The following is an 18,862-nucleotide window of genomic DNA, read 5'->3' as shown; positions in this document are numbered from 1 at the left end:
CGCCCTGACAAAAATCGGGGCGTTTTTTTATGCGTATTGGCCACGGCTACGATGTGCACCGTTTCGCTGAAGGCGATTTCATTACTCTGGGCGGCGTGCGGATTGCACACAGCTTCGGGCTGCTCGCTCATTCCGACGGTGACGTCCTGCTGCACGCCTTGAGCGATGCCTTGCTCGGCGCGGCGGCGCTGGGTGATATCGGTAAACACTTCCCGGACACCGACCCAAAATTCAAGGGCGCCGACAGCCGTGTGCTGTTGCGTCATGTGGTCAGTCTGATCCACGCCAAGGGCTGGAAAATCGGCAACGTCGACAACACCATCGTTGCCCAGGCGCCAAAAATGGCGCCGCATATCGAATCGATGCGCGCGCTGATCGCGGCGGATCTTCAAGTTGAGTTGGATCAAGTGAACGTCAAAGCTACCACCACCGAAAAGCTTGGCTTTGTCGGTCGCGAAGAAGGCATCGCCGTGCACTCCGTTGCCTTGTTGCTGCGCGCATGAATGAACTGCAATTACTCGGCCCACGGGCCTATGGCGAACCCCTCGGCACAGCGGTACTGAAAGCCATTGCCGAAGATTTCCAGGTCGATGAAGTGCTGGATATCCCGTTCAGCGGCGACGGCGAACATCTGTGGATCTGGGTGGAAAAGCGCGGCCTCAATACCGAAGAAGCGGCGCGGCGGATCGCCAAAGCGGCGGGCGTGCCGTTGCGCACCGTCAGCTATGCCGGGCTGAAGGACCGTCAGGCCCTGACCAGACAGTGGTTCAGCGTGCAGTTGCCGGGCAAGGCCGATCCGGATCTGTCCGCGGCGGAAAACGACACGCTGAAGATCCTCAAGACCACGCGCCACAAGCGCAAGCTGCAACGTGGTGCGCATTCGGCTAATGGCTTCACCCTGCGCCTGACTCAATTCAATGGCGACAAAGACGCGATTGAGCAGCGGCTGCAACTGATCGCCAAACAAGGCATTCCCAATTATTTCGGCGCCCAGCGCTTTGGCCATGACGGCGGCAACGTTGTCGATGCCCGGGCGTGGGCGGCGCGCAAGGCTTTGCCGGAACAGCGCAATGTGCGTTCGCGGTTGCTGTCGACGGCGCGCAGCTTTCTGTTCAACCAGGTGCTGGCGGCGCGCGTCGCCGATGGCACCTGGAACACCGCGCTGGTTGGCGATCTGCTGGCCTTCACCGACAGCCGCAGTTTTTTCCCGGCCGGTGAAGCTGAATGCAGCGACCCGCGTCTGGCAATTCTCGACCTGCACCCGACCGGTCCGCAGTGGGGCGAAGGTGACTCGCCGGCTGCTGGTGCTGTCCATGAACTGGAGCAGGAGATCGCCGCCCGCGAAGCGGATCTGCGCGACTGGTTGATCCACGCCGGCATGAGCCATGAACGTCGCATCCTGCGGCTGCCCATTGGCGGGTTGACGTGGCATCATCCCCAACCTGACATTCTGCAACTGGAATTCGTCCTCCCGGCCGGATGCTTTGCCACCGTATTGGTGCGCGAGCTCGTTGATCTGGTGCCGGTGGGGCAGACGGACAGCCCATGCGTATTCTGATTTCTAACGACGATGGGGTAACCGCGCCCGGTCTCGCCGCGCTTTATGCTGCGCTGGCGGATTACACCGAATGCGTGGTTATCGCCCCGGAGCAGGACAAAAGCGGCGCCAGCAGTTCGCTGACGCTCGACCGTCCGCTGCACCCGCAATACCTGGCCAACGGCTTTATCAGCCTCAACGGCACACCGACCGATTGCATTCACCTGGGCCTCAACGGCTTGCTTGAGCGCGAAGCGGACATGGTGGTTTCCGGCATCAACCTGGGCGCCAACCTCGGTGACGACGTGCTGTATTCCGGAACCGTCGCGGCGGCCCTTGAAGGACGATTTCTCGAGCGCCCATCGTTTGCCTTTTCCCTGGTCTCGCGCCAGGTGGATAACCTGCCGACTGCGGCCTACTTTGCGCGCAAACTTGTCGAGGCCCACGCCGGGCTGGATCTGCCGCCGCGCACGGTGCTCAACGTGAACATTCCCAATCTGCCTATCGATCACATCCGTGGCATTCAGTTGACCCGTCTCGGCCATCGCGCCCGCGCGGCGGCGCCGATGAAAGTGGTCGATCCGCGCGGCAAGGCCGGTTACTGGATTGCTGCTGCCGGCGACGCCGAAGATGGCGGCCCGGGCACCGATTTTCATGCCGTGATGCAGGGTTATGTGTCCATCACACCGTTGCAGCTCGATCGCACCTTCAATGATGCCTTCAGAAGTCTTGATGGCTGGCTGGGGGGGCTGAGCTGATGCGTGAACATGACGACCGCCTGCGCAGCGGCATTGGCATGACCTCCCAGCGTACGCGCGAGCGACTGATCCAGCGGCTGTATGAAGAAGGCGTGTCGAACGCCAAAGTCCTGGAAGTGATCCGCCGCACTCCGCGTCACCTGTTTGTCGACGAGGCGCTGGCGCACCGCGCTTACGAAGACACCGCGCTGCCGATCGGCAACAACCAGACCATCTCCCAGCCTTATATGGTGGCGCGCATGAGCGAGCTGCTGCTGGAGGCCGGCCCGCTGGATAAAGTGTTGGAAATAGGCACCGGTTCCGGCTACCAGACAGCGGTGTTGTCGCAACTGGTCGAACGGGTGTTTTCGGTCGAACGCATCAAGGTGCTGCAGGACCGCGCCAAGGAGCGTCTGGTCGAGCTGAACCTGCGCAACGTGGTGTTTCGCTGGGGCGATGGCTGGGAAGGCTGGCCGGCGCTGGCGCCCTACAACGGCATCATCGTCACCGCCGTTGCCACCGATGTACCGCAAGCTTTGCTGGATCAACTGGCCCCCGGTGGGCGCATGGTGATTCCGGTCGGCTCCGGTGAAGTGCAACAACTGATGCTGATCGTGCGCGAAGAACATGGCTTTTCCCGACACGTTTTGGGCGCTGTGCGTTTCGTGCCTTTGCTCAATGGGCCACTGGCCTGAGCATTTGCAACAGGCGCTGAATTCCTTTCAACGGCGCCGGTCTTACACCGGCAGCCAGAGTTTAAACGCAGCGTACTTGCCCCTGGCAAACGTGTGCGCACGGTGATTTCGCTTCATTAAAGGTAAAGCCGTTTCGGCCCGTTATACTTGCGACACCTCATGCCGCAACGCGGCATTCAGAATTTTCAGCCACCACAAAGGGAGCGGCGGGTGAGTCTCACAGTCATTGCGCAGCGTATGGGTAACACGAGCTTTCAGCGCCTGGTGACTGGCCTTGTCTTGAGCACCTTGCTGGTCGGTTGCTCCAGCACCAAATCGAGCAACGTACGGGTTGTCGATCGCAATAATTCGGTCGCACAACGTCCGACCGTTACTACCGGGCAATATGTAGTCCGCGCCGGCGATACCTTGTTTTCGATCGCCTTTCGTTACGGCTGGGACTACAAAACCCTCGCCGCCCGGAACAATATTCCTACGCCGTATACGATCCATCCGGGTCAGACAATTCGCTTCGACGGGCGCAGCGGTTCAACGCCGACAGCGGTGGTGAGCAACTCCAGTTCTTCAGCTTCTTCGTCGAGTAAGACCACGGTAATCCGGCGCCAGGCGAATGGCACCACAACCACTACAACCACCGGTTCCAAAGGGGTTGTACCGTCCGTCGCGAGCAAACCTGCACCCGCTCCACTGCCTCCGGCAGGCCCGGCCCCGACCGGCTGGGGATGGCCATCTAATGGCGTTCTGATTGGAAAATTCTCTTCAAACGGTAGTTTGAATAAAGGAATTGATATCGCCGGAGATTTGGGACAGCCTGTTTTAGCTGCGTCTGATGGGACGGTCGTATACGCCGGGAGTGGCTTAAGGGGCTACGGCGAATTGGTCATCATCAAACACAGCGAAACCTACGTCAGTGCTTACGGACATAACCGCAGGCTGTTGGTTCGGGAGGGGCAGCAGGTCAAGGTCGGACAGACAATTGCCGAAATGGGGTCAACGGGTACAGACCGGGTGAAACTGCATTTTGAGATTCGCCGCCAAGGTAAACCTGTGGATCCGCTGCAGTTCCTGCCAAGACGTTGATTTGTAGGCCAGCCTGTTCCGTCGCGTAGAGGGGACAGGCTCCAGCGTTGCCAAGGATAAAGGCGTCGCTTGAGCTTGGGGTCGAACTCACCAAAGGACTATAACAATGGCTCTCAGTAAAGAAGTGCCGGAGTTTGACATCGACGATGAGGTTCTCCTTATGGAGACCGGCATCGATTCGGATTCGATGTTGAATGATGAAGGGGCTGCTCCACCTTCCGTTCGTTCCAAATCCAGACACTCCGCCACACTCAAACAACATAAATACATCGACTACACTCGGGCACTTGATGCCACGCAGCTGTATCTCAACGAAATCGGCTTTTCCCCTCTGCTCTCCCCGGAAGAAGAAGTTCATTTTGCGCGCTTGTCGCAAAGTGGCGATCCGGCCGGGCGCAAGCGCATGATCGAAAGTAACCTGCGGCTGGTCGTCAAGATCGCCCGGCGTTACGTCAATCGGGGGCTGTCGCTGCTGGATCTGATCGAAGAGGGCAACCTCGGCCTGATCCGTGCGGTGGAAAAGTTCGATCCCGAGCGCGGCTTCCGCTTCTCGACCTACGCGACCTGGTGGATCCGTCAGACCATCGAACGCGCGATCATGAATCAGACCCGGACCATCCGGTTGCCGATTCACGTGGTCAAGGAGCTCAACGTGTACCTGCGGGCTGCGCGGGAGCTGACGCAAAAACTCGATCACGAACCTTCACCCGAAGAAATCGCCAACCTGCTGGAGAAACCGGTGGGCGAGGTCAAGCGCATGCTGGGCCTGAACGAACGGGTTTCTTCGGTCGACGTCTCGCTGGGTCCGGATTCGGATAAAACCCTGCTGGACACCCTCACTGACGATCGTCCGACCGATCCGTGCGAACTGCTGCAGGACGATGACCTGTCGCAGAGCATCGATCAATGGCTGTCGGAGCTGACCGACAAGCAGCGTGAGGTGGTGATTCGCCGCTTCGGCCTGCGCGGTCACGAAAGCAGCACGCTGGAAGATGTCGGCCTGGAGATCGGTCTGACCCGCGAGCGTGTACGGCAGATCCAGGTGGAAGGCCTCAAGCGCCTTCGCGAGATCCTGGAGAAGAATGGCCTGTCGAGCGAGTCGCTGTTTCAATAAGCGCCTGATCGACCGCGCGCAAAAAAAGCCCCGGCTGATTCAATCAGTCGGGGCTTTTTGTTTATGCCTGTCTCGTGCATCGCGTTTGTCGGGCGAGGTGCCAGACGAGCGGTCAGCATTTTCTGAGTTTGTAGTCTCGCGCTGTAAGCCTTTGCTTACTGTGTCGTAAGTGTTCGTTATTTTTACACTTCGGCAGAAGGCGATTGCGATCAATGCTAAGCGGTAACGTGCTGATTTATTTGAATAATTTTCAATTGTTATGTCTTTATGTCAGCGCAGACCTGCGCCTGAACCTGATTGCTCCGCTGCGGAAACTCTCTAATATCAGGGCTGTGTCGACGGACAGACACGCCCTTCACGGAAGAGGGGAACGGACATCGCAGGAGGCGATTCATCAGGACGATGAAAAGGACTAAAGGGAATAGGGAAAAAATGTGGGCGGGTCATACCGCCCCTTTTTTCGTCTGAAGAAAAGTAAAACCTGCAAAAGCAAAAAGGCCCACAAGGGGCCTTTCAGTCGAGCGCGGGGTAGATCAGCGTTCGAGTTGTTCGATCTTGTTTGGCTTGCCATCCCAATCAGCAGAATCCGGAAGCGGATCCTTGCGCTCGGTGATGTTCGGCCAGATATCCGCCAGCTCGGCATTGAGCTCGATGAAGTTTTCCATGCCGCTTGGGATCTCGTCTTCCGAGAAAATCGCCACAGCCGGGCATTCTGGTTCACACAGCGCGCAATCGATGCACTCGTCCGGGTGAATCACCAGGAAGTTCGGGCCTTCGTAAAAGCAGTCCACCGGACAGACTTCTACGCAGTCGGTGTACTTGCACTTGATGCAGTTGTCGGTGACGACGAAGGTCATTTCTAATTTTCTCCTCAGGCGGCGGCAGCGTTGCCCCTTCACGGTTGGGGTCGCCAGGTTCGGGAGCGATATCTGCTGACCAGGCTATGAGCCAGCAGCATCCCGAACCGCGCGAGATTCTAACAGCTTGAAGCGATTTGCGTTATATCCGCTTCTTCAGTGCTTATATCCGGTTCTTCAGTGCATAGAGCATTTCCAGCGCACGGCGTGGCGTCATGTCGTCCAGATCGACCTTGGCCAATTCATCGAGCACCGGATGTGGCAGCGAGGCGAACATATCGCTTTGCTGCGGTGTCGACGGCTTGCCCTTGGCCGCCGGTTTCGGCGCCTCGTGGGGCAGGGCAGTGTCTTCCAGGCGACTCAGATGCTCACGCGCTCGCAGAATCACTTCGCTCGGCACGCCGGCCAGTTGCGCCACCGCCAAGCCATAGCTCTGGCTGGCCGGCCCAGGCAGAACATGGTGCAGGAACACGATGCGTTCGTTGTGCTCGGTGGCATTGAGATGCACGTTAGCGACAAGAGGTTCGGCTTCCGGCAGCACGGTCAGTTCAAAATAGTGCGTAGCAAACAGGGTGTAGGCGCGCAGATGAGCCAAGCGCTCGGCCGCCGCCCACGCCAGCGACAGACCGTCGAAGGTGCTGGTGCCGCGCCCGACTTCGTCCATCAGCACCAGACTGCGCTCGGTCGCGTTATGCAGGATGTTGGCGGTTTCGCTCATCTCGACCATGAAGGTCGAGCGACCGCCGGCCAGATCATCGCTTGAGCCGATACGGGTGAAGATGCGGTCGACCAGCGACAACTCGCAACTGGCGGCCGGCACGAAACTGCCGATATGCGCCAGCAACACGATCAAAGCGGTTTGCCGCATGTAAGTGGATTTACCGCCCATGTTCGGGCCGGTGATGACCAGCATGCGCGTGTTGTCATCCAGGCTCAGATCGTTGGCCACGAACGGCGTGGTCAGCACTTGCTCGACCACCGGGTGACGACCCTGAGTGATGCGCATGCACGGCTCGCTGACGAAACGTGGGCAGTTCAGGTCAAGATTCAGCGCACGCTCGGCAAGGTTGCTCAGCACATCCAGCTCGGCCAAGGCGCCGGCGGTGTCCTGCAACGGCGGCAACTGGCTGATCAAGTCTTCGAGCAGCGCTTCGTAAAGCATTTTTTCCCGAGCCAGCGCGCGACTCTTGGCCGACAGCGCCTTGTCTTCGAATTCTTTCAGCTCGGGCGTGATGAAACGCTCGGCGCCTTTGAGCGTCTGCCGGCGGATGTAGTCGGCCGGCGCCGATTCAGCCTGCTTGCTCGGCAGTTCGATGAAGTAGCCGTGGATACGGTTGTAGCCGACTTTCAGATTGGCCAGACCAGTACGGGCCTTCTCCCGGGCTTCCAGATCGATTAGGAACTGGCCGGCGTTTTCGCTCAGCGATTGCAGTTCATCGAGTTCGCTGTCGTAACCGGTTTTCAGCACGCCGCCGTCACGGATCACCGCAGGCGGGTTATCGATGATGGCTTTGGCCAGCAGCGCCGCCAGTTCTGGATAGGTGCTGGTGGTGGCCGCCAGATGCTGCAGGTGCGGCGCTTCCAGATCGGCCATCGCCACTTGCAGTTCGGGCAGTGCGCCGAGAGCGTCACGCAGACGCGCAAGGTCACGCGGCCGCGCATTGCGCAGACCGATACGCGCCAGAATCCGCTCGATGTCGCCGATTTCCTTGAGCTGCGGTTGCAGCTTTTCGAAGCGGTAGCCGTCGAGCAGGCAGCGGATCGAGGTCTGACGCGCCAGCAACACGGTGAGATCGCGCAACGGCCGGTTCAGCCAACGAGTCAGCAAACGGCTGCCCATGGCGGTCTGGCAACGATCGACTACCGATTGCAGGGTATTGTCGCGGCCACCGGCCAGGTTGGTGTCGAGCTCCAGATTGCGTCGGCTGGCGCCGTCGAGCACCACGGTGTCATCGAGACGTTCGTGACGCAGGCTGCGCAAGTGGGGCAGGGCGGTGCGCTGGGTCTCTTTGGCGTAGGCCAGCAGGCAGCCGGCAGCGCCGATGGCCAGGGTCAGGTTTTCGCAGCCGAAGCCTTTCAGGTCTTGGGTGGAAAACTGCTGGCAGAGACTTTTCAACGCCGAGTCACGCTCAAAGTCCCACGGCGCACGACGACGTACGCCACGGCGTTTCTCCGCCGGCAGGTCTTTTGGCCAGTCATCTGGAATCAACAGTTCCACCGGATTAACCCGCTCCAGCTCCGCCAGCAGATTTTCCCAGCCTTTGATCTCAAGCACGGTGAAGTTACCGCTGGTGATGTCCAGCACGGCCAGACCGAACAGGCGCTCATCGCCCAATACAGCTGCAATCAGGTTATCGCGGCGTTCATCCAGCAGCGCTTCGTCACTGACCGTCCCCGGTGTGATGATCCGCACCACTTGGCGCTCCACCGGGCCTTTGCTGGTGGCCGGGTCGCCGACCTGCTCGCAAATCACCACCGACTCGCCGAGCTTGACCAGTTTCGCCAGGTAACCTTCCGCCGCGTGGTAAGGAATCCCACACATCGGAATCGCCTGTCCCGCCGACTGCCCGCGCGCGGTCAGGGTGATGTCCAGCAACTTGGCGGCTTTCTTCGCATCTTCGTAGAAGATCTCGTAGAAATCGCCCATGCGATAGAACATCAGCTGATCCGGGTGCTGATTCTTCAGGCGCCAGTATTGCTGCATCATCGGAGTGTGGGAGGACAGGTCGGAGACGGCTTTATTCATCGGATTGTCGGGCAACTCGTTAAAAGATGTAGGGCAAAGCGCGGGCAGTGGCCGGGCTTTTCCGCGATGGGCGCAAGGTTACCATGGCCAGTCTGCCCGACGCAGGCACTGCGGTCGGGTGAGCGTTTACTGGCAGGGAAAAGTTGATCTATGCACGATTTATGCAAATCAGCATTTGTCATCGGGAAAAACTTCAAGCACTATGCGCGTTATGCAAAAACGCAACGTTTCCTCCGTCTTAAGAGCACTGCTCGACCAGCACGGGATCTCCCCCACGGAGCTCCACCGTCGCACCGGCGTGCCTCAATCAACGCTCTCGCGGATTCTCAGCGGGAAGATTGTCGATCCTTCGGATAAACACATCTCGAAGATCGCCGAGTATTTCAACGTCAGCACCGATCAGCTGCGCGGGCGTGCGGATGTCACGCCAACGACCGGCAGCACTCGCGCTGACGTGCATGCGGAACTCAAGGACATAAGCCTGTGGGACGACGACACGCCCGTCGATGACGACGAGGTGTCGGTGCCCTTTCTACGTGAGGTTGAATTGGCTGCTGGATCAGGAAGATTCGTCATCGAAGAGAGCGAGCGCTCCAGCCTGCGCTTCGGCAAGCGCAGCCTGCGCCACAATGGTGTGCAGTTCGACCAGGCCAAGTGTGTGACAGTACGCGGCAACAGCATGTTGCCGGTTCTGCGCGATGGCGCCACCGTCGGCGTCAACGCCGGCAAGTGCGGCATCGGCGACATCATTGATGGCGATCTGTATGCGATCAATCACAACGGCCAGCTGCGCGTGAAACAACTCTATCGCCTGCCCACCGGCATCCGTCTGCGCAGCTTCAATCGCGACGAGCATCCGGACGAGGACTATAGCTTCCAGGAAATCCAGGAAGAGCAGATCGTCATCCTCGGTCACGTCTTCTGGTGGGGCATGTACGCCCGTTAACCCATTTCGATTCAACTGAAACCTGCCCCTCGGCAGGTTTTTTTTCGCCTGCAGAAATCTCCCACCCCTCGGCCTGCATGGGTTTCATGCATACGCGCAAATTTAATGCATAAATAAATGCATTTACGCATTGACTGTATATGCATCCATGCATATTCTTGCCACCAAGCCGCTCGACAAAGCGGCTGGCAAGACAAGCTCTTTAGTTCCACAAGAACAGGCAGCGATGAACCGGCCTCAACGGTTCAGAGGGTTGGCAACTGACCCGGGTGTGCAGCGTAAAGCACCAGAAGCAGTTATCCGGCGGGCAGGGACCGCGGTCGGAAAAACAATCTGAATGGACTCGTACCGCGCCAGTAGCGCCGAAAAGTCAGCTTCCTTCTCGAACACAGGATTTGAAGGAAGGCGAAGGAGCGCATTACTGAAAAGCCCGGTGTACAAGCGCCGGGCTTTTTGGAATGCCTGCCTGATTTGCTCCGCTCCAGGCAATCGAGCGGACATTCGGAATTGCAGAACGTAATGGCGTATTTGCCATTAGTTACCAAAAGGAGCAGTAAATGAATCGTTATGCTTATGTTCGAGTTGACTATGCAAAACCTTTTAACAAGGTGATGCAGATTGTCGACGCTGAAGAAACCCCCACATATCTCCCTAATGGTTTCTGGGTCGATATCACTGGAAACATGGCTGTTCAGCTGGGTTGGAAAGCCACAACTGTAAATTATGTTGAATGGGTCTTCAGTGAACCAACCTATGAAGAGCGTGAAAAAGACATTTCTCACGATGTTCTGATGCTGCTGACTGCTGCTGGCCAGTGGCTGTTGGTACACCCGCTCCAATATAAAGACGACATCGGCGTTGCAACGTCGGAGGAGCAAGCACTTTTACTTGCTTACAAGCAGTACTGCGTTGATGTCAGCAATGTGAAGAAACAATCCAACTATCCGTACACGGTCAATTGGCCGGCAGCTCCTTTCTGAGTCAATTACTCGAATCGGGCCCTGCCTGGGACCGCATTACTGAAAAGCCCCGCCCGGCTGGGCTTTTTGGAATGCCTACCTCAAGAATAATCGTTTGAACCCAACACATATCACTCATCAATCACCCACGGAGGCGTGACATGACAAACGAGCAACAAGCGTTGGCGGACATGCCGATCTGGCTGGTCATCCTCCTTGCCGTCGTTGGCGGGGTGTCCGGCGAAATGTGGCGCGCCGACAAGGAGGGCGCCCGCGGCTGGTCACTTGTGCGGCGTCTGGCTCTGCGTTCCGGCGCCTGCATGATCTGCGGGGTTTCGGCAATCATGCTGCTGTACGCCGCCGGCATGTCGATCTGGGCCGCTGGCGCTTTTGGCTGCCTGACGGCGATGGCCGGCGCTGATGTCGCCATAGGCCTTTACGAACGCTGGGCGGCCAAGCGTATCGGCGTCTGCGAAGTCCCGCCGCGCGACCAGCCTTAACCTGAATATTTTTCCGTGCCGCCATGTTGGCGGCAGGGCTGCGCGTGGACGATTGAAAAGGAGGTCATGTATGCCCACACCGATCCAGCAGCCGTCGCAAATGTTCACAGCCATCGCGACGTCACTGCGCAACACCGCCGGCCTCAACCTGAATGTCGGCAGTCGCGCTGACTTCACAGCAGCGGGTGAACAAGCCTGGGCACTGATCGACTTTGACCGGAACGCGTCCGGCGTGCGCGGCGCTGATGGGCGTATCGCTCATGTAATGACGTTGTCACTGCAAGTCATCCCGGCGCTTTCTGCGACCGCTTTTGCTGCGTGCGATCTGATCGCAGTGCTGAAAAACCTGATCACCGACAACCGCTGGGGATTACCCGGCGATCAATGCGATCTGCCCCTGAATATCGATGGCTTGCCATCGTTGCTTATCAGTGCTGATCAACAATACAAAGCCTGGACCCTGACCTTCGAGCAGACACTCTACCTCGGCCCGACCTTGCTCGACGATCCACTGGGCATGCCGAAATTCGCTCGCACCTGGGAAGTCAGCGACATCGACGATCCAGATCAGTACACCGCGCTGGAGGGCTGACCGATGTTCGATGCATTACTGCGTATGCAGCTTGGCCCGATCATTGAGCGTCTGGCGGAAATGGAAGCGGAAATCGAAGACTTGCACCGCCGCGCCGAGAGTTTCTGTCGCATTGGCATCTGTCAGTCAGTTGATGCGGCGAGCAATACCTGCCAGGTCAGCCATGGTGGATTGCTCACCCCAGTGATCAAGTTCTTCAATCCTAGCGCCGGGGCGCAAAGCGAATCGCGCATCCCAACGGTGGGCGAGCAGTGCCTGCTGTTCAACTATGGCAGCGGTGAAGGCGGTGCGCAGAGTGTCGCGTTGTTCGGCTTGAACAGTGACCGTTTCCCCCCGGCCTCGACTGTGCCGACGCTGACCCGTCGGGTACATCAGGACGGCAGCGAAAGCAGTTACGACGACGCCAGCCACGCCTTGCACTGGCTCAACGGACCAACGCAATTCCACGGGTCTCGCGAGTCGCTCGAACTGAGCATCGGCCCGGCACGTCTGGCCATGACGCCACAACTGATCACCCTGCAACTGGGCGCCGTCGGCCTGAGTATTGACGCCTCGGGCGTGCACTTCAGCGGCCCCTTGGTCGATCACCAGGGCCGCGTCATCAGCCCCTGATTCAAGAGCCTCCCATGATCGGAATCGATAGAGACAGCGGGGCCACGGTCGACGACTGGCTGCAATTCGTGCAGCGCGCGACCCGAGCCCTGACCACACCGCTGGGCACCCGGCAGAAACGACCTTTGTACGGTTCGCTGATTCCCACTCTCCTCGGGCAGAACCTCGGTGACGACATTCTGCTTCTGGCACAGAGCCACGCCGCGCAAGCGTTCTACAACTCGCAAAACGGCATCGACGATTTTCAGCCGCAAGTAATTGTCGCCAGTCGTCACGGCGATGGCCTGCTGCTGCGCTTCGCCGGCACCTGGAAAAACCGCCAACAAACCTTCGAGGTGCTGACATGAGCATGCTGATACCTGGCCAGAATCAGCTGGCCGAACCCGCGCTGATCACGGTCGAAGCGTTCGAAGACTTGCTCGCCGAGTTCAAGACTTTCGTCATCGAATACGTGGGGGCTCGCTCGCCGGCCAGCGCCGTGAAACTCAAGGCGAGTCTGGAAAACGAAAGCGAATTGCTGACCCTGGCGCTGGAAGCGTTCTGCGTGCGTCTGCAAACCCATGAGCGCAAATACAACGCACGTATCAAGCAGATGCTGGCGTGGTGGGCGACCGGCAGCAATCTCGATGCGCGGCTGGCGGACATGGGCTTGGAGCGGCAATTGCTCGATCCCGGCGACCCGGCGGCATTCCCGCCGGTGCCGGCGATTTATGAAAGTGATGACGACGCTCGGCTGCGTTATTACCTGGCACCTCATGCACCGGCGGCGGGTTCGCGGATGCAGTATCGCCGCGAGGTGTTCACCCTCGGCGAGCGGCCCATGGTGCAGGTCGAGTCCACTTATTCCGGCGTAGTGAATGTCACTTACACCTTCAACCCGGACGGCCTCGCCGCGCAGGTCAAGGATGGCAATGGGCGGCGCACTGCGCCGGGCGAAGTGCAAGTCACCGTGCTTTCTCGAGACGGCGATGGCACGCCTTCCGAAGCATTGCTCGACGGCGTCCGTCAGCACTTTGCTCGTCCAGACGTGCGCCCGGAAACTGACCTCGTTACCGTCAAGGCTGCCGAGATCCAGCGCTACAAAATTCGCGTGGTCGCCAAGATCAATTCCGGCCCTGATTCGGGCCTGACCAAAGTCGCCGCGCAAGCACAATTGCAGGCTTATGCCGACAGCTGTCATCGCCTGGAAGGTCGGGTCGATCCGAGCTGGATCGACTACACGCTGCACAGCGCCGGCGCCGTACAACTGCAGATTCTCGAACCGCTGGCGCCGATCGTCACCACCGCTTTTCAGGCGCCTTATTGCACCGCGGTCGAAGTCGAGGTGCTGACGCTATGAGTGAAAAAACTCAGCGCCCGACCTTACTGCCAGCCAACAGCTCGGCACTTGAGCGCGGACTGGATCTGGGCTTCGGCGCCTTGCTCGATCGCATCGCACCGCCGTTCCCCGAGCTGATGAACCCCGCAGAAACCCCGGTCGCTTTCCTGCCGTATCTGGCAGCGGATCGCGGCGTCGCCGAATGGAGCAGCGATGCGCCGGAAGCGGAGAAGCGCCTGACCGTCGAACTGGCCTGGCCCACTACACGCCAGGCCGGCACTCGAAAAGCGCTGGAAAACGCCGCCAAGGGGTTGCAACTGCGCCCGGAAATCCACGCTTGGTACGAACAGACACCGCCCGGCGCGCCCTACAGCTTTTCAGTGCGCGCCTTCACTGAACAACCCTACAGCGAAGCCATCGACGCCCGTCTCGACCGACGCCTGGCCGATGCCAAAAGCGAACGGGATGTGCTGACCGTCTCGGTGGGGCTCAGCGCGTTCGGCAGTCACGTTATCGGCGCCGCGACGTTCTGCGGCGAACTGACCACGGTTTATCCGGTGTTCATCGAAGGGCTTGAAACCTCGGGAGAGGCGTTCATAGCGGCCGGTATGTACACCGTCGAAACATCCACTATTTATCCTCAGGGGGCCTGAATGGCTGACTATTACACCCTGCTCACCAACGCAGGGATTGCCTACGAAACGGCGTGCAAGGCCGCGGGCGTGCCGATCAAGTTGACGCATTTTTCTGTCGGCGACGGCAATGACAAGGTCTACAACCCATCGGCCACCGCAACCGCGCTGGCCCGTGAAGTCTGGCGCGGACCGATCAACGCACTGTTCCAAGATGAGAAAAATCCGAGCTGGCTGCTCGCTGAAGTCACCATTCCGCCGGACGTTGGCGGCTGGTATGTGCGTGAAGCGGGACTGTGGACTGACACAGGCATTCTCTACGCCATCGTTAAATATCCGGAGTCTTTCAAACCGGTGCTGGCGACGTCGGGTTCGGGAAAAGAGTTCTACATTCGCTCGATTTTCGAGACCAGCAATGCCTCGCTGGTGACCTTGTTGATCGATGACACGGTGGTCAAGGCCACGCGTGCCTGGGTCATGAGTTATCTGGCCGAAGAACTCGGCAAGCTCGATGGCAAGCAATCGGTGCGCGTCGCTGCGACTGGCAATGTCGTACTGAAAGGCGCCCAGCAGATCGATGGTGTTGCCGTGGTTGCCGGTGACCGCGTGCTGCTGCCGAGCCAGACCCTGGCCAAGGACAACGGCCTGTGGATCGTTGCCAATAGTGATTGGGTGCGGGCGACCGATGCCAACAGCAGCGCCAAGGTTACCCCGGGCCTGACTGTGATGGTGGAGGAGGGCGTAGCGAATGGAGATTCGCTGTGGCACCTGACTACCAACGCACCGATCAACCTCGGCACCACAGCATTGACGTTCAAGATGCTCGCAGGGCGCACCGGGATTGCTGCCGGTACCTACAAGAGCCTGACGGTTGATGAATATGGCCGCGCGACGGCTGGGGCCAATCCGGAAACGCTGGCCGGATTTGGTATCAAGGACTCGTACACCAAAGCTGAAGTTGAAGCGCTGATCGCCAAGGCTTCGGCGTTGCCAGTGGGATCGATTGTGGCGTTTCCGGTTGATGCGCCACCACCCGGATTTTTGGAACTGGATAACAGCGTCAAGAGCAGCGCGACTTACCCGGACTTGAGCGCTTATCTAGGTGGCAAATTCAACAAGGGCGATGAGGGAGTTGGTAATTTCCGACTGCCTGAGGCGCGTGGGGAGTTTTTGCGGGGTTGGGATCATGGGCGGGGTGTTGATAGCGGCCGTGGCCTCGGCAGTTATCAGACTGACACTTTGCAGAACATAACTGGTGTATTTGACGGCTACCTTGATATCACTTCCGCAAGTGGTGCTTTTGAGAAAAGTAACCTGAACACGGCGCCGAATCCTGTTAGCCAGAAGAACGCTTATCACGCCGTCACGTTTGACGCCTCCAGAGTGGCGCGCACCTCTACTGAAACACGTCCACGCAACATCGCGGTCATCTGGTGTATCAAAGCTTGGAACGCTTCGGTCAATCAAGGAAACATCGATATAGCCGCGTTGGCTGTACTGGCGCAGCAAGCGACTGAACTGAATCAAGGCACAGCAAAAGTCGCCACCCAAACCCAGACCGATTCTGGCACTGATGACAAAACAGTCGTCACTCCAAAGAAAATGCGTTGGGGGTTTTCGATTGGGATTTCTGAAAACCTGGGAAGTAGCTACGTTGTATTTCCAACCTGGCTTGGAGGTTTGATCATTCAGTGGGGGATGACGAACGCAATCGCATCCGGCGCTAATTACCTCCAGGCTTTTCCCATAGCGTTCCCGTTGTTCGTACCAGCAGTATTTACCACTTATCCCAATGCTGCGGTGGATGCGCCGACGGGCTCGACTTATATCGGTCAGGTTCGGGCCCAGAGTAAGGCCAACGTGACTATTCGCAACACTGGGCCGACACCGGCACAATTTTATTTCCTGGCGATCGGCCGTTGAGGCGAAGAACTGGTTGAGGATTAACAATGAAGTTCGCAACATTTAGTGAGACCGGTCAATTGACCGGACGTTATGACTCGGCGCTTCACTCCGTCATCCCTGAACAAGCGATCGAACTGAGCGATGAAGTTTTTTTCGCGACGAGAAGCGATCAAACGGGTGAGTGGAGACTAGTGGACGGGCAAGTCGTAAAAGTACCGTTTGCGATAGCGGAGCCAAATTACCCCGAGCTTTTCGCGGCAACGCGGTTCCTACACGAAATACGCGGCATCGCTGTAAAGGGGGTAAGGGTAGAAACAACTCGTGACAGCCAAGCACTCATCTCCAGTACCGGACTGGCAGCGGTTCTAGACCCTGAATATCGTTGCAACTTCAAAACGCTGGATGGATTTATCCAAATCGACGCGACGCAAATCCTGGTCATTGCCAAAGCAGTCCGTGCTCACGTCCAAGCCTGTTTTGATCGGGAGCTAGAGCTTTTGAATGCGTTTGAAGCCGGTATTTACGTGGACGAAATGCTCAAGGATGGCTGGCCCGACTCTTCTGCGGGCACGTCGGTTACAGCGCTTCAATAACCGCCCCCCCGGGGCGTTTTCTAATCCGCTTAAAACTACTTAACACCCGCCCAAGCCCCTCCTCTTGAGGGGCTTTCCCGTTTATGGAGAAACGAAAAATGGCAACCCGCCAAACCTACACCGTGCTCGTTCCATTCCCCACCGGCGGTGGGCACTGGTCGAGCGTTGGTCAAGAACTCGATCTGCTCGATGTCGAGGCCAGTGCCTTGCACTTTGCCGGTCGACTTGAGCCGAAAACCCCTATCACCCAGGCCAAAAAGGCCGCTGCCAAGAAGGCTGACTGAACATGGCTGAGGTTCTGAACTTCGAGCACAACGGCATTACCGTCAATGCCACTGAATCCCCCGAGGCCATGGGTGGCCTGGGTGACAACGTCATCGGTCTGGTCGGCACCGCGCCGAAAGCCGATCCGCTGATTCCGCGAAACGCGCCGTTTCGCATCAACAGCTTCACCACCCATGCGCTGCTCGATCCGACTGGGTCGGAAGAGGGCACGCTGTATCACGCGGTTTACCAGATCCTCAAAGTGGTCAAGGTGCCGGTATACGTGGTCATTGTCGAAGCAGGCGCGACTCCGGCCGACACGGTCAACAATGTGATCGGCGGTGTCGAGCCGGCGACCGGTCGCAAGCTCGGTCTGGCGGCGCTGGGCAGTGTCCCGGAAGACCTGACCATCATCGGCGCGCCGGGCTTTACCGGCAGCAAAGCGGTAGCCGGCGAGTTCGCCGCGTTCGGCAAGCGCATCAAGGCCCGCGTGGTGCTGGACGGCAAGGATGTGTCGGTGGCCGATCAGGTGCTGTACAGCCAGGAACTCGGCGGCGCCGAACTCGGTTTCGACCGTTGCCTGGTGGTGCACAACATGCCCGCCGTGTATTCGAAAGCGGCGAAGAAAAACGTCTTCCTGTCGCCGTCCAGTCTGGCGATTGCCGCGCTGGCCAAGGTCAAGCAGTGGGAGAGCCCGGGCAACCAGGTGACCTTCGCCGAAGATGTTTCGCGGGTCGTCGAGTACAACATCCTCGACACGTCCACCGAAGGCGATCTGCTCAACCGTTACGGCGTCAGCTACTACGCTCGCACCGTGCTTGGCGGCTTCTCGCTGCTGGGTAACCGCTCGATCACCGGCAAGTTCATCAGCTACGTCGGCCTCGAAGATGCGATCAGCCGCAAGCTGGTCAAGGCCGGCCAGAAAGCCATGGCCAAGAACCTCACCAAATCCTTCATGGATCAGGAGGTCAAGCGCATCAACGACTGGCTGCAGACCCTGGTCGCCGACGAAACCATTCCCGGCGGCAGCGTGTATCTGCACCCGGAACTCAACAGCGTCGAGAAGTACAAGAACGGCACCTGGTACGTGGTCATCGACTACGGCCGCTACGCGCCGAACGAACACATGGTTTATCAACTCAACGCCCGCGATGAAATCATCGAGCAGTTCCTGGAGGACGTTCTCTAATGTTTACCAACCGCGTAAGACAGGCCATCGCGGCCACCCTGCAAGGTCTGCCATTGTCGGCGACCGTTGAGGAATTCACCCCGCCGAAAATCGAATTCGACATGGAAGAGATGCGCGGCGGGCGCTTCATCGTCGAAGAAATGGCCAAGGGCGGCAAAGCGCTCGGCGCCAAGCTGACCCTGCAAGGCCTCGGCGCCGAAGTATTGCTGGCGCTGGGCGTGAAGCTCGGCGACGACATCCTGCTGAACGTGCGTGAAGCCGGTCAGGATCAGGACGGCAACACCTGGTTCACCTACCACACCGTCGGCGGCCAGTTGAAATCCCTTGAGGAAACCGCAGTGAAAATGGGCGAGAAGCCCAAGACCAATCTGGAACTGTCCTGCCGCACCTATAACCGCCTGGAAAACGGCGTGCCGGTGATCGACATCGACGTGCGCACGCAGAAGTTCGTGCTCAACGGCGTCGACATCCTTGGTGATGCACGGCGTGCGGTGTTGATGCCGTAAACCTCGGCTTACCGGCAAATCACAAAACCCTGTGGGAGCGAGCTTGCTCGCGAAAGCGGTCTGATGTTCAACAACGATGT

At 58.7% G+C, this 18,862-nt stretch carries 21 protein-coding genes; 19 read left to right on the top strand and 2 right to left on the bottom strand.

The genetic code is table 11. The features are described 5' to 3' along the window. The first annotated feature begins 29 nt into the window (after window positions 1-29). The 6 genes from ispF (at window position 30) to rpoS (ending at window position 5,163) form a co-directional block, all read left to right on the top strand. Window positions 30-503 (top strand): 2-C-methyl-D-erythritol 2,4-cyclodiphosphate synthase, encoded by a 474-nt coding sequence (gene ispF / locus JWU58_RS21935; protein WP_110600127.1) that lies wholly within the window; start codon window positions 30-32, stop codon window positions 501-503. Next, window positions 500-1,558: a tRNA pseudouridine(13) synthase TruD gene (gene truD / locus JWU58_RS21930; RefSeq protein WP_206420980.1), complete on the top strand. Its 1,059-nt coding sequence runs from the start codon at window positions 500-502 to the stop codon at window positions 1,556-1,558. Before ispF ends, truD begins: the two co-directional genes overlap by 4 nt. Beyond that, complete coding sequence (gene surE, locus JWU58_RS21925; RefSeq protein WP_024011837.1) at window positions 1,546-2,295, top strand: 5'/3'-nucleotidase SurE; 750 nt, start codon at window positions 1,546-1,548, stop codon at window positions 2,293-2,295. Before truD ends, surE begins: the two co-directional genes overlap by 13 nt. Before the next feature lie 38 nt (window positions 2,296-2,333). Next, window positions 2,334-2,969, top strand: coding sequence for a protein-L-isoaspartate(D-aspartate) O-methyltransferase (locus JWU58_RS21920; protein ID WP_160768345.1), 636 nt, complete (start codon window positions 2,334-2,336; stop codon window positions 2,967-2,969). A 210-nt stretch (window positions 2,970-3,179) separates the two neighbouring features. Then, window positions 3,180-4,049: a peptidoglycan DD-metalloendopeptidase family protein gene (locus JWU58_RS21915; protein ID WP_123443041.1), complete on the top strand. Its 870-nt coding sequence runs from the start codon at window positions 3,180-3,182 to the stop codon at window positions 4,047-4,049. Between the two features lie 106 nt (window positions 4,050-4,155). Continuing rightward, window positions 4,156-5,163, top strand: coding sequence for an RNA polymerase sigma factor RpoS (gene rpoS, locus JWU58_RS21910; RefSeq protein ID WP_016771451.1), 1,008 nt, complete (start codon window positions 4,156-4,158; stop codon window positions 5,161-5,163). 533 nt (window positions 5,164-5,696) lie between these two features. Here rpoS and fdxA read toward each other — a convergent pair. Next, on the bottom strand, window positions 5,697-6,020 hold the full coding sequence (gene fdxA, locus JWU58_RS21905) for a ferredoxin FdxA (protein ID WP_016771449.1): 324 nt from the start codon (window positions 6,018-6,020) through the stop codon (window positions 5,697-5,699). A 163-nt stretch (window positions 6,021-6,183) separates the two neighbouring features. Beyond that, the gene (mutS, locus tag JWU58_RS21900; protein WP_123443040.1) at window positions 6,184-8,766 is read right to left on the bottom strand and encodes a DNA mismatch repair protein MutS; all 2,583 of its coding nucleotides are present in this window, start codon (window positions 8,764-8,766) and stop codon (window positions 6,184-6,186) included. Window positions 8,767-8,968: 202 nt separating this feature from the next. Here mutS and JWU58_RS21895 point away from each other — a divergent pair, with 202 nt between their 5' ends. The 13 genes from JWU58_RS21895 to JWU58_RS21835 all read left to right on the top strand — a co-directional run bounded on the left by JWU58_RS21895 (window position 8,969) and on the right by JWU58_RS21835 (window position 18,782). After that, window positions 8,969-9,712 carry a LexA family transcriptional regulator gene (locus tag JWU58_RS21895; protein WP_123443039.1) on the top strand — a complete coding sequence of 248 codons (744 nt, stop codon included), beginning with the start codon at window positions 8,969-8,971 and terminating at the stop codon, window positions 9,710-9,712. 557 nt (window positions 9,713-10,269) lie between these two features. Further along, entirely contained in the window at window positions 10,270-10,692 is a 423-nt protein-coding gene (locus JWU58_RS21890) for a tail fiber assembly protein (RefSeq protein ID WP_206420979.1), read from the top strand. Between the two features lie 140 nt (window positions 10,693-10,832). Continuing rightward, window positions 10,833-11,171, top strand: a complete 339-nt coding sequence (locus JWU58_RS21885) for a phage holin family protein (protein WP_024011844.1) — start codon at window positions 10,833-10,835, stop codon at window positions 11,169-11,171. 70 nt (window positions 11,172-11,241) lie between these two features. After that, a complete protein-coding gene (locus JWU58_RS21880) occupies window positions 11,242-11,763 on the top strand; it encodes a hypothetical protein (RefSeq protein ID WP_206420978.1) in 522 nt (173 codons plus the stop codon). Between the two features lie 3 nt (window positions 11,764-11,766). After that, window positions 11,767-12,375 (top strand): phage baseplate assembly protein V, encoded by a 609-nt coding sequence (locus tag JWU58_RS21875; protein ID WP_206420977.1) that lies wholly within the window; start codon window positions 11,767-11,769, stop codon window positions 12,373-12,375. 14 nt (window positions 12,376-12,389) lie between these two features. Beyond that, complete coding sequence (locus JWU58_RS21870; RefSeq protein WP_016771443.1) at window positions 12,390-12,722, top strand: phage baseplate protein; 333 nt, start codon at window positions 12,390-12,392, stop codon at window positions 12,720-12,722. Continuing rightward, a complete protein-coding gene (locus JWU58_RS21865) occupies window positions 12,719-13,714 on the top strand; it encodes a baseplate J/gp47 family protein (RefSeq protein WP_206420976.1) in 996 nt (331 codons plus the stop codon). Before JWU58_RS21870 ends, JWU58_RS21865 begins: the two co-directional genes overlap by 4 nt. Then, window positions 13,711-14,346 carry a phage tail protein I gene (locus tag JWU58_RS21860; protein WP_206420975.1) on the top strand — a complete coding sequence of 212 codons (636 nt, stop codon included), beginning with the start codon at window positions 13,711-13,713 and terminating at the stop codon, window positions 14,344-14,346. The genes JWU58_RS21865 and JWU58_RS21860 overlap by 4 nt, the downstream gene beginning before the upstream one ends. Continuing rightward, window positions 14,347-16,248: a phage tail-collar fiber domain-containing protein gene (locus tag JWU58_RS21855; RefSeq protein WP_206420974.1), complete on the top strand. Its 1,902-nt coding sequence runs from the start codon at window positions 14,347-14,349 to the stop codon at window positions 16,246-16,248. A 26-nt stretch (window positions 16,249-16,274) separates the two neighbouring features. After that, window positions 16,275-16,823 carry a DUF4376 domain-containing protein gene (locus JWU58_RS21850; protein ID WP_206420973.1) on the top strand — a complete coding sequence of 183 codons (549 nt, stop codon included), beginning with the start codon at window positions 16,275-16,277 and terminating at the stop codon, window positions 16,821-16,823. A 98-nt stretch (window positions 16,824-16,921) separates the two neighbouring features. Next, window positions 16,922-17,107, top strand: a complete 186-nt coding sequence (locus tag JWU58_RS21845) for a hypothetical protein (RefSeq protein ID WP_039762525.1) — start codon at window positions 16,922-16,924, stop codon at window positions 17,105-17,107. Window positions 17,108-17,109: 2 nt separating this feature from the next. Then, window positions 17,110-18,276: a phage tail sheath protein gene (locus JWU58_RS21840; RefSeq protein ID WP_110645911.1), complete on the top strand. Its 1,167-nt coding sequence runs from the start codon at window positions 17,110-17,112 to the stop codon at window positions 18,274-18,276. Next, complete coding sequence (locus tag JWU58_RS21835) at window positions 18,276-18,782, top strand: phage major tail tube protein (RefSeq protein ID WP_039762530.1); 507 nt, start codon at window positions 18,276-18,278, stop codon at window positions 18,780-18,782. Before JWU58_RS21840 ends, JWU58_RS21835 begins: the two co-directional genes overlap by 1 nt. The last annotated feature ends 80 nt before the right edge of the window (window positions 18,783-18,862 follow it).

Source organism: Pseudomonas atacamensis (genome assembly GCF_017167965.1).
Taxonomy (GTDB): domain Bacteria; phylum Pseudomonadota; class Gammaproteobacteria; order Pseudomonadales; family Pseudomonadaceae; genus Aquipseudomonas; species Aquipseudomonas atacamensis.
Note: the sequence above shows the minus strand (reverse complement) of the source record. Positions and strands in the feature narration are given on the sequence as shown.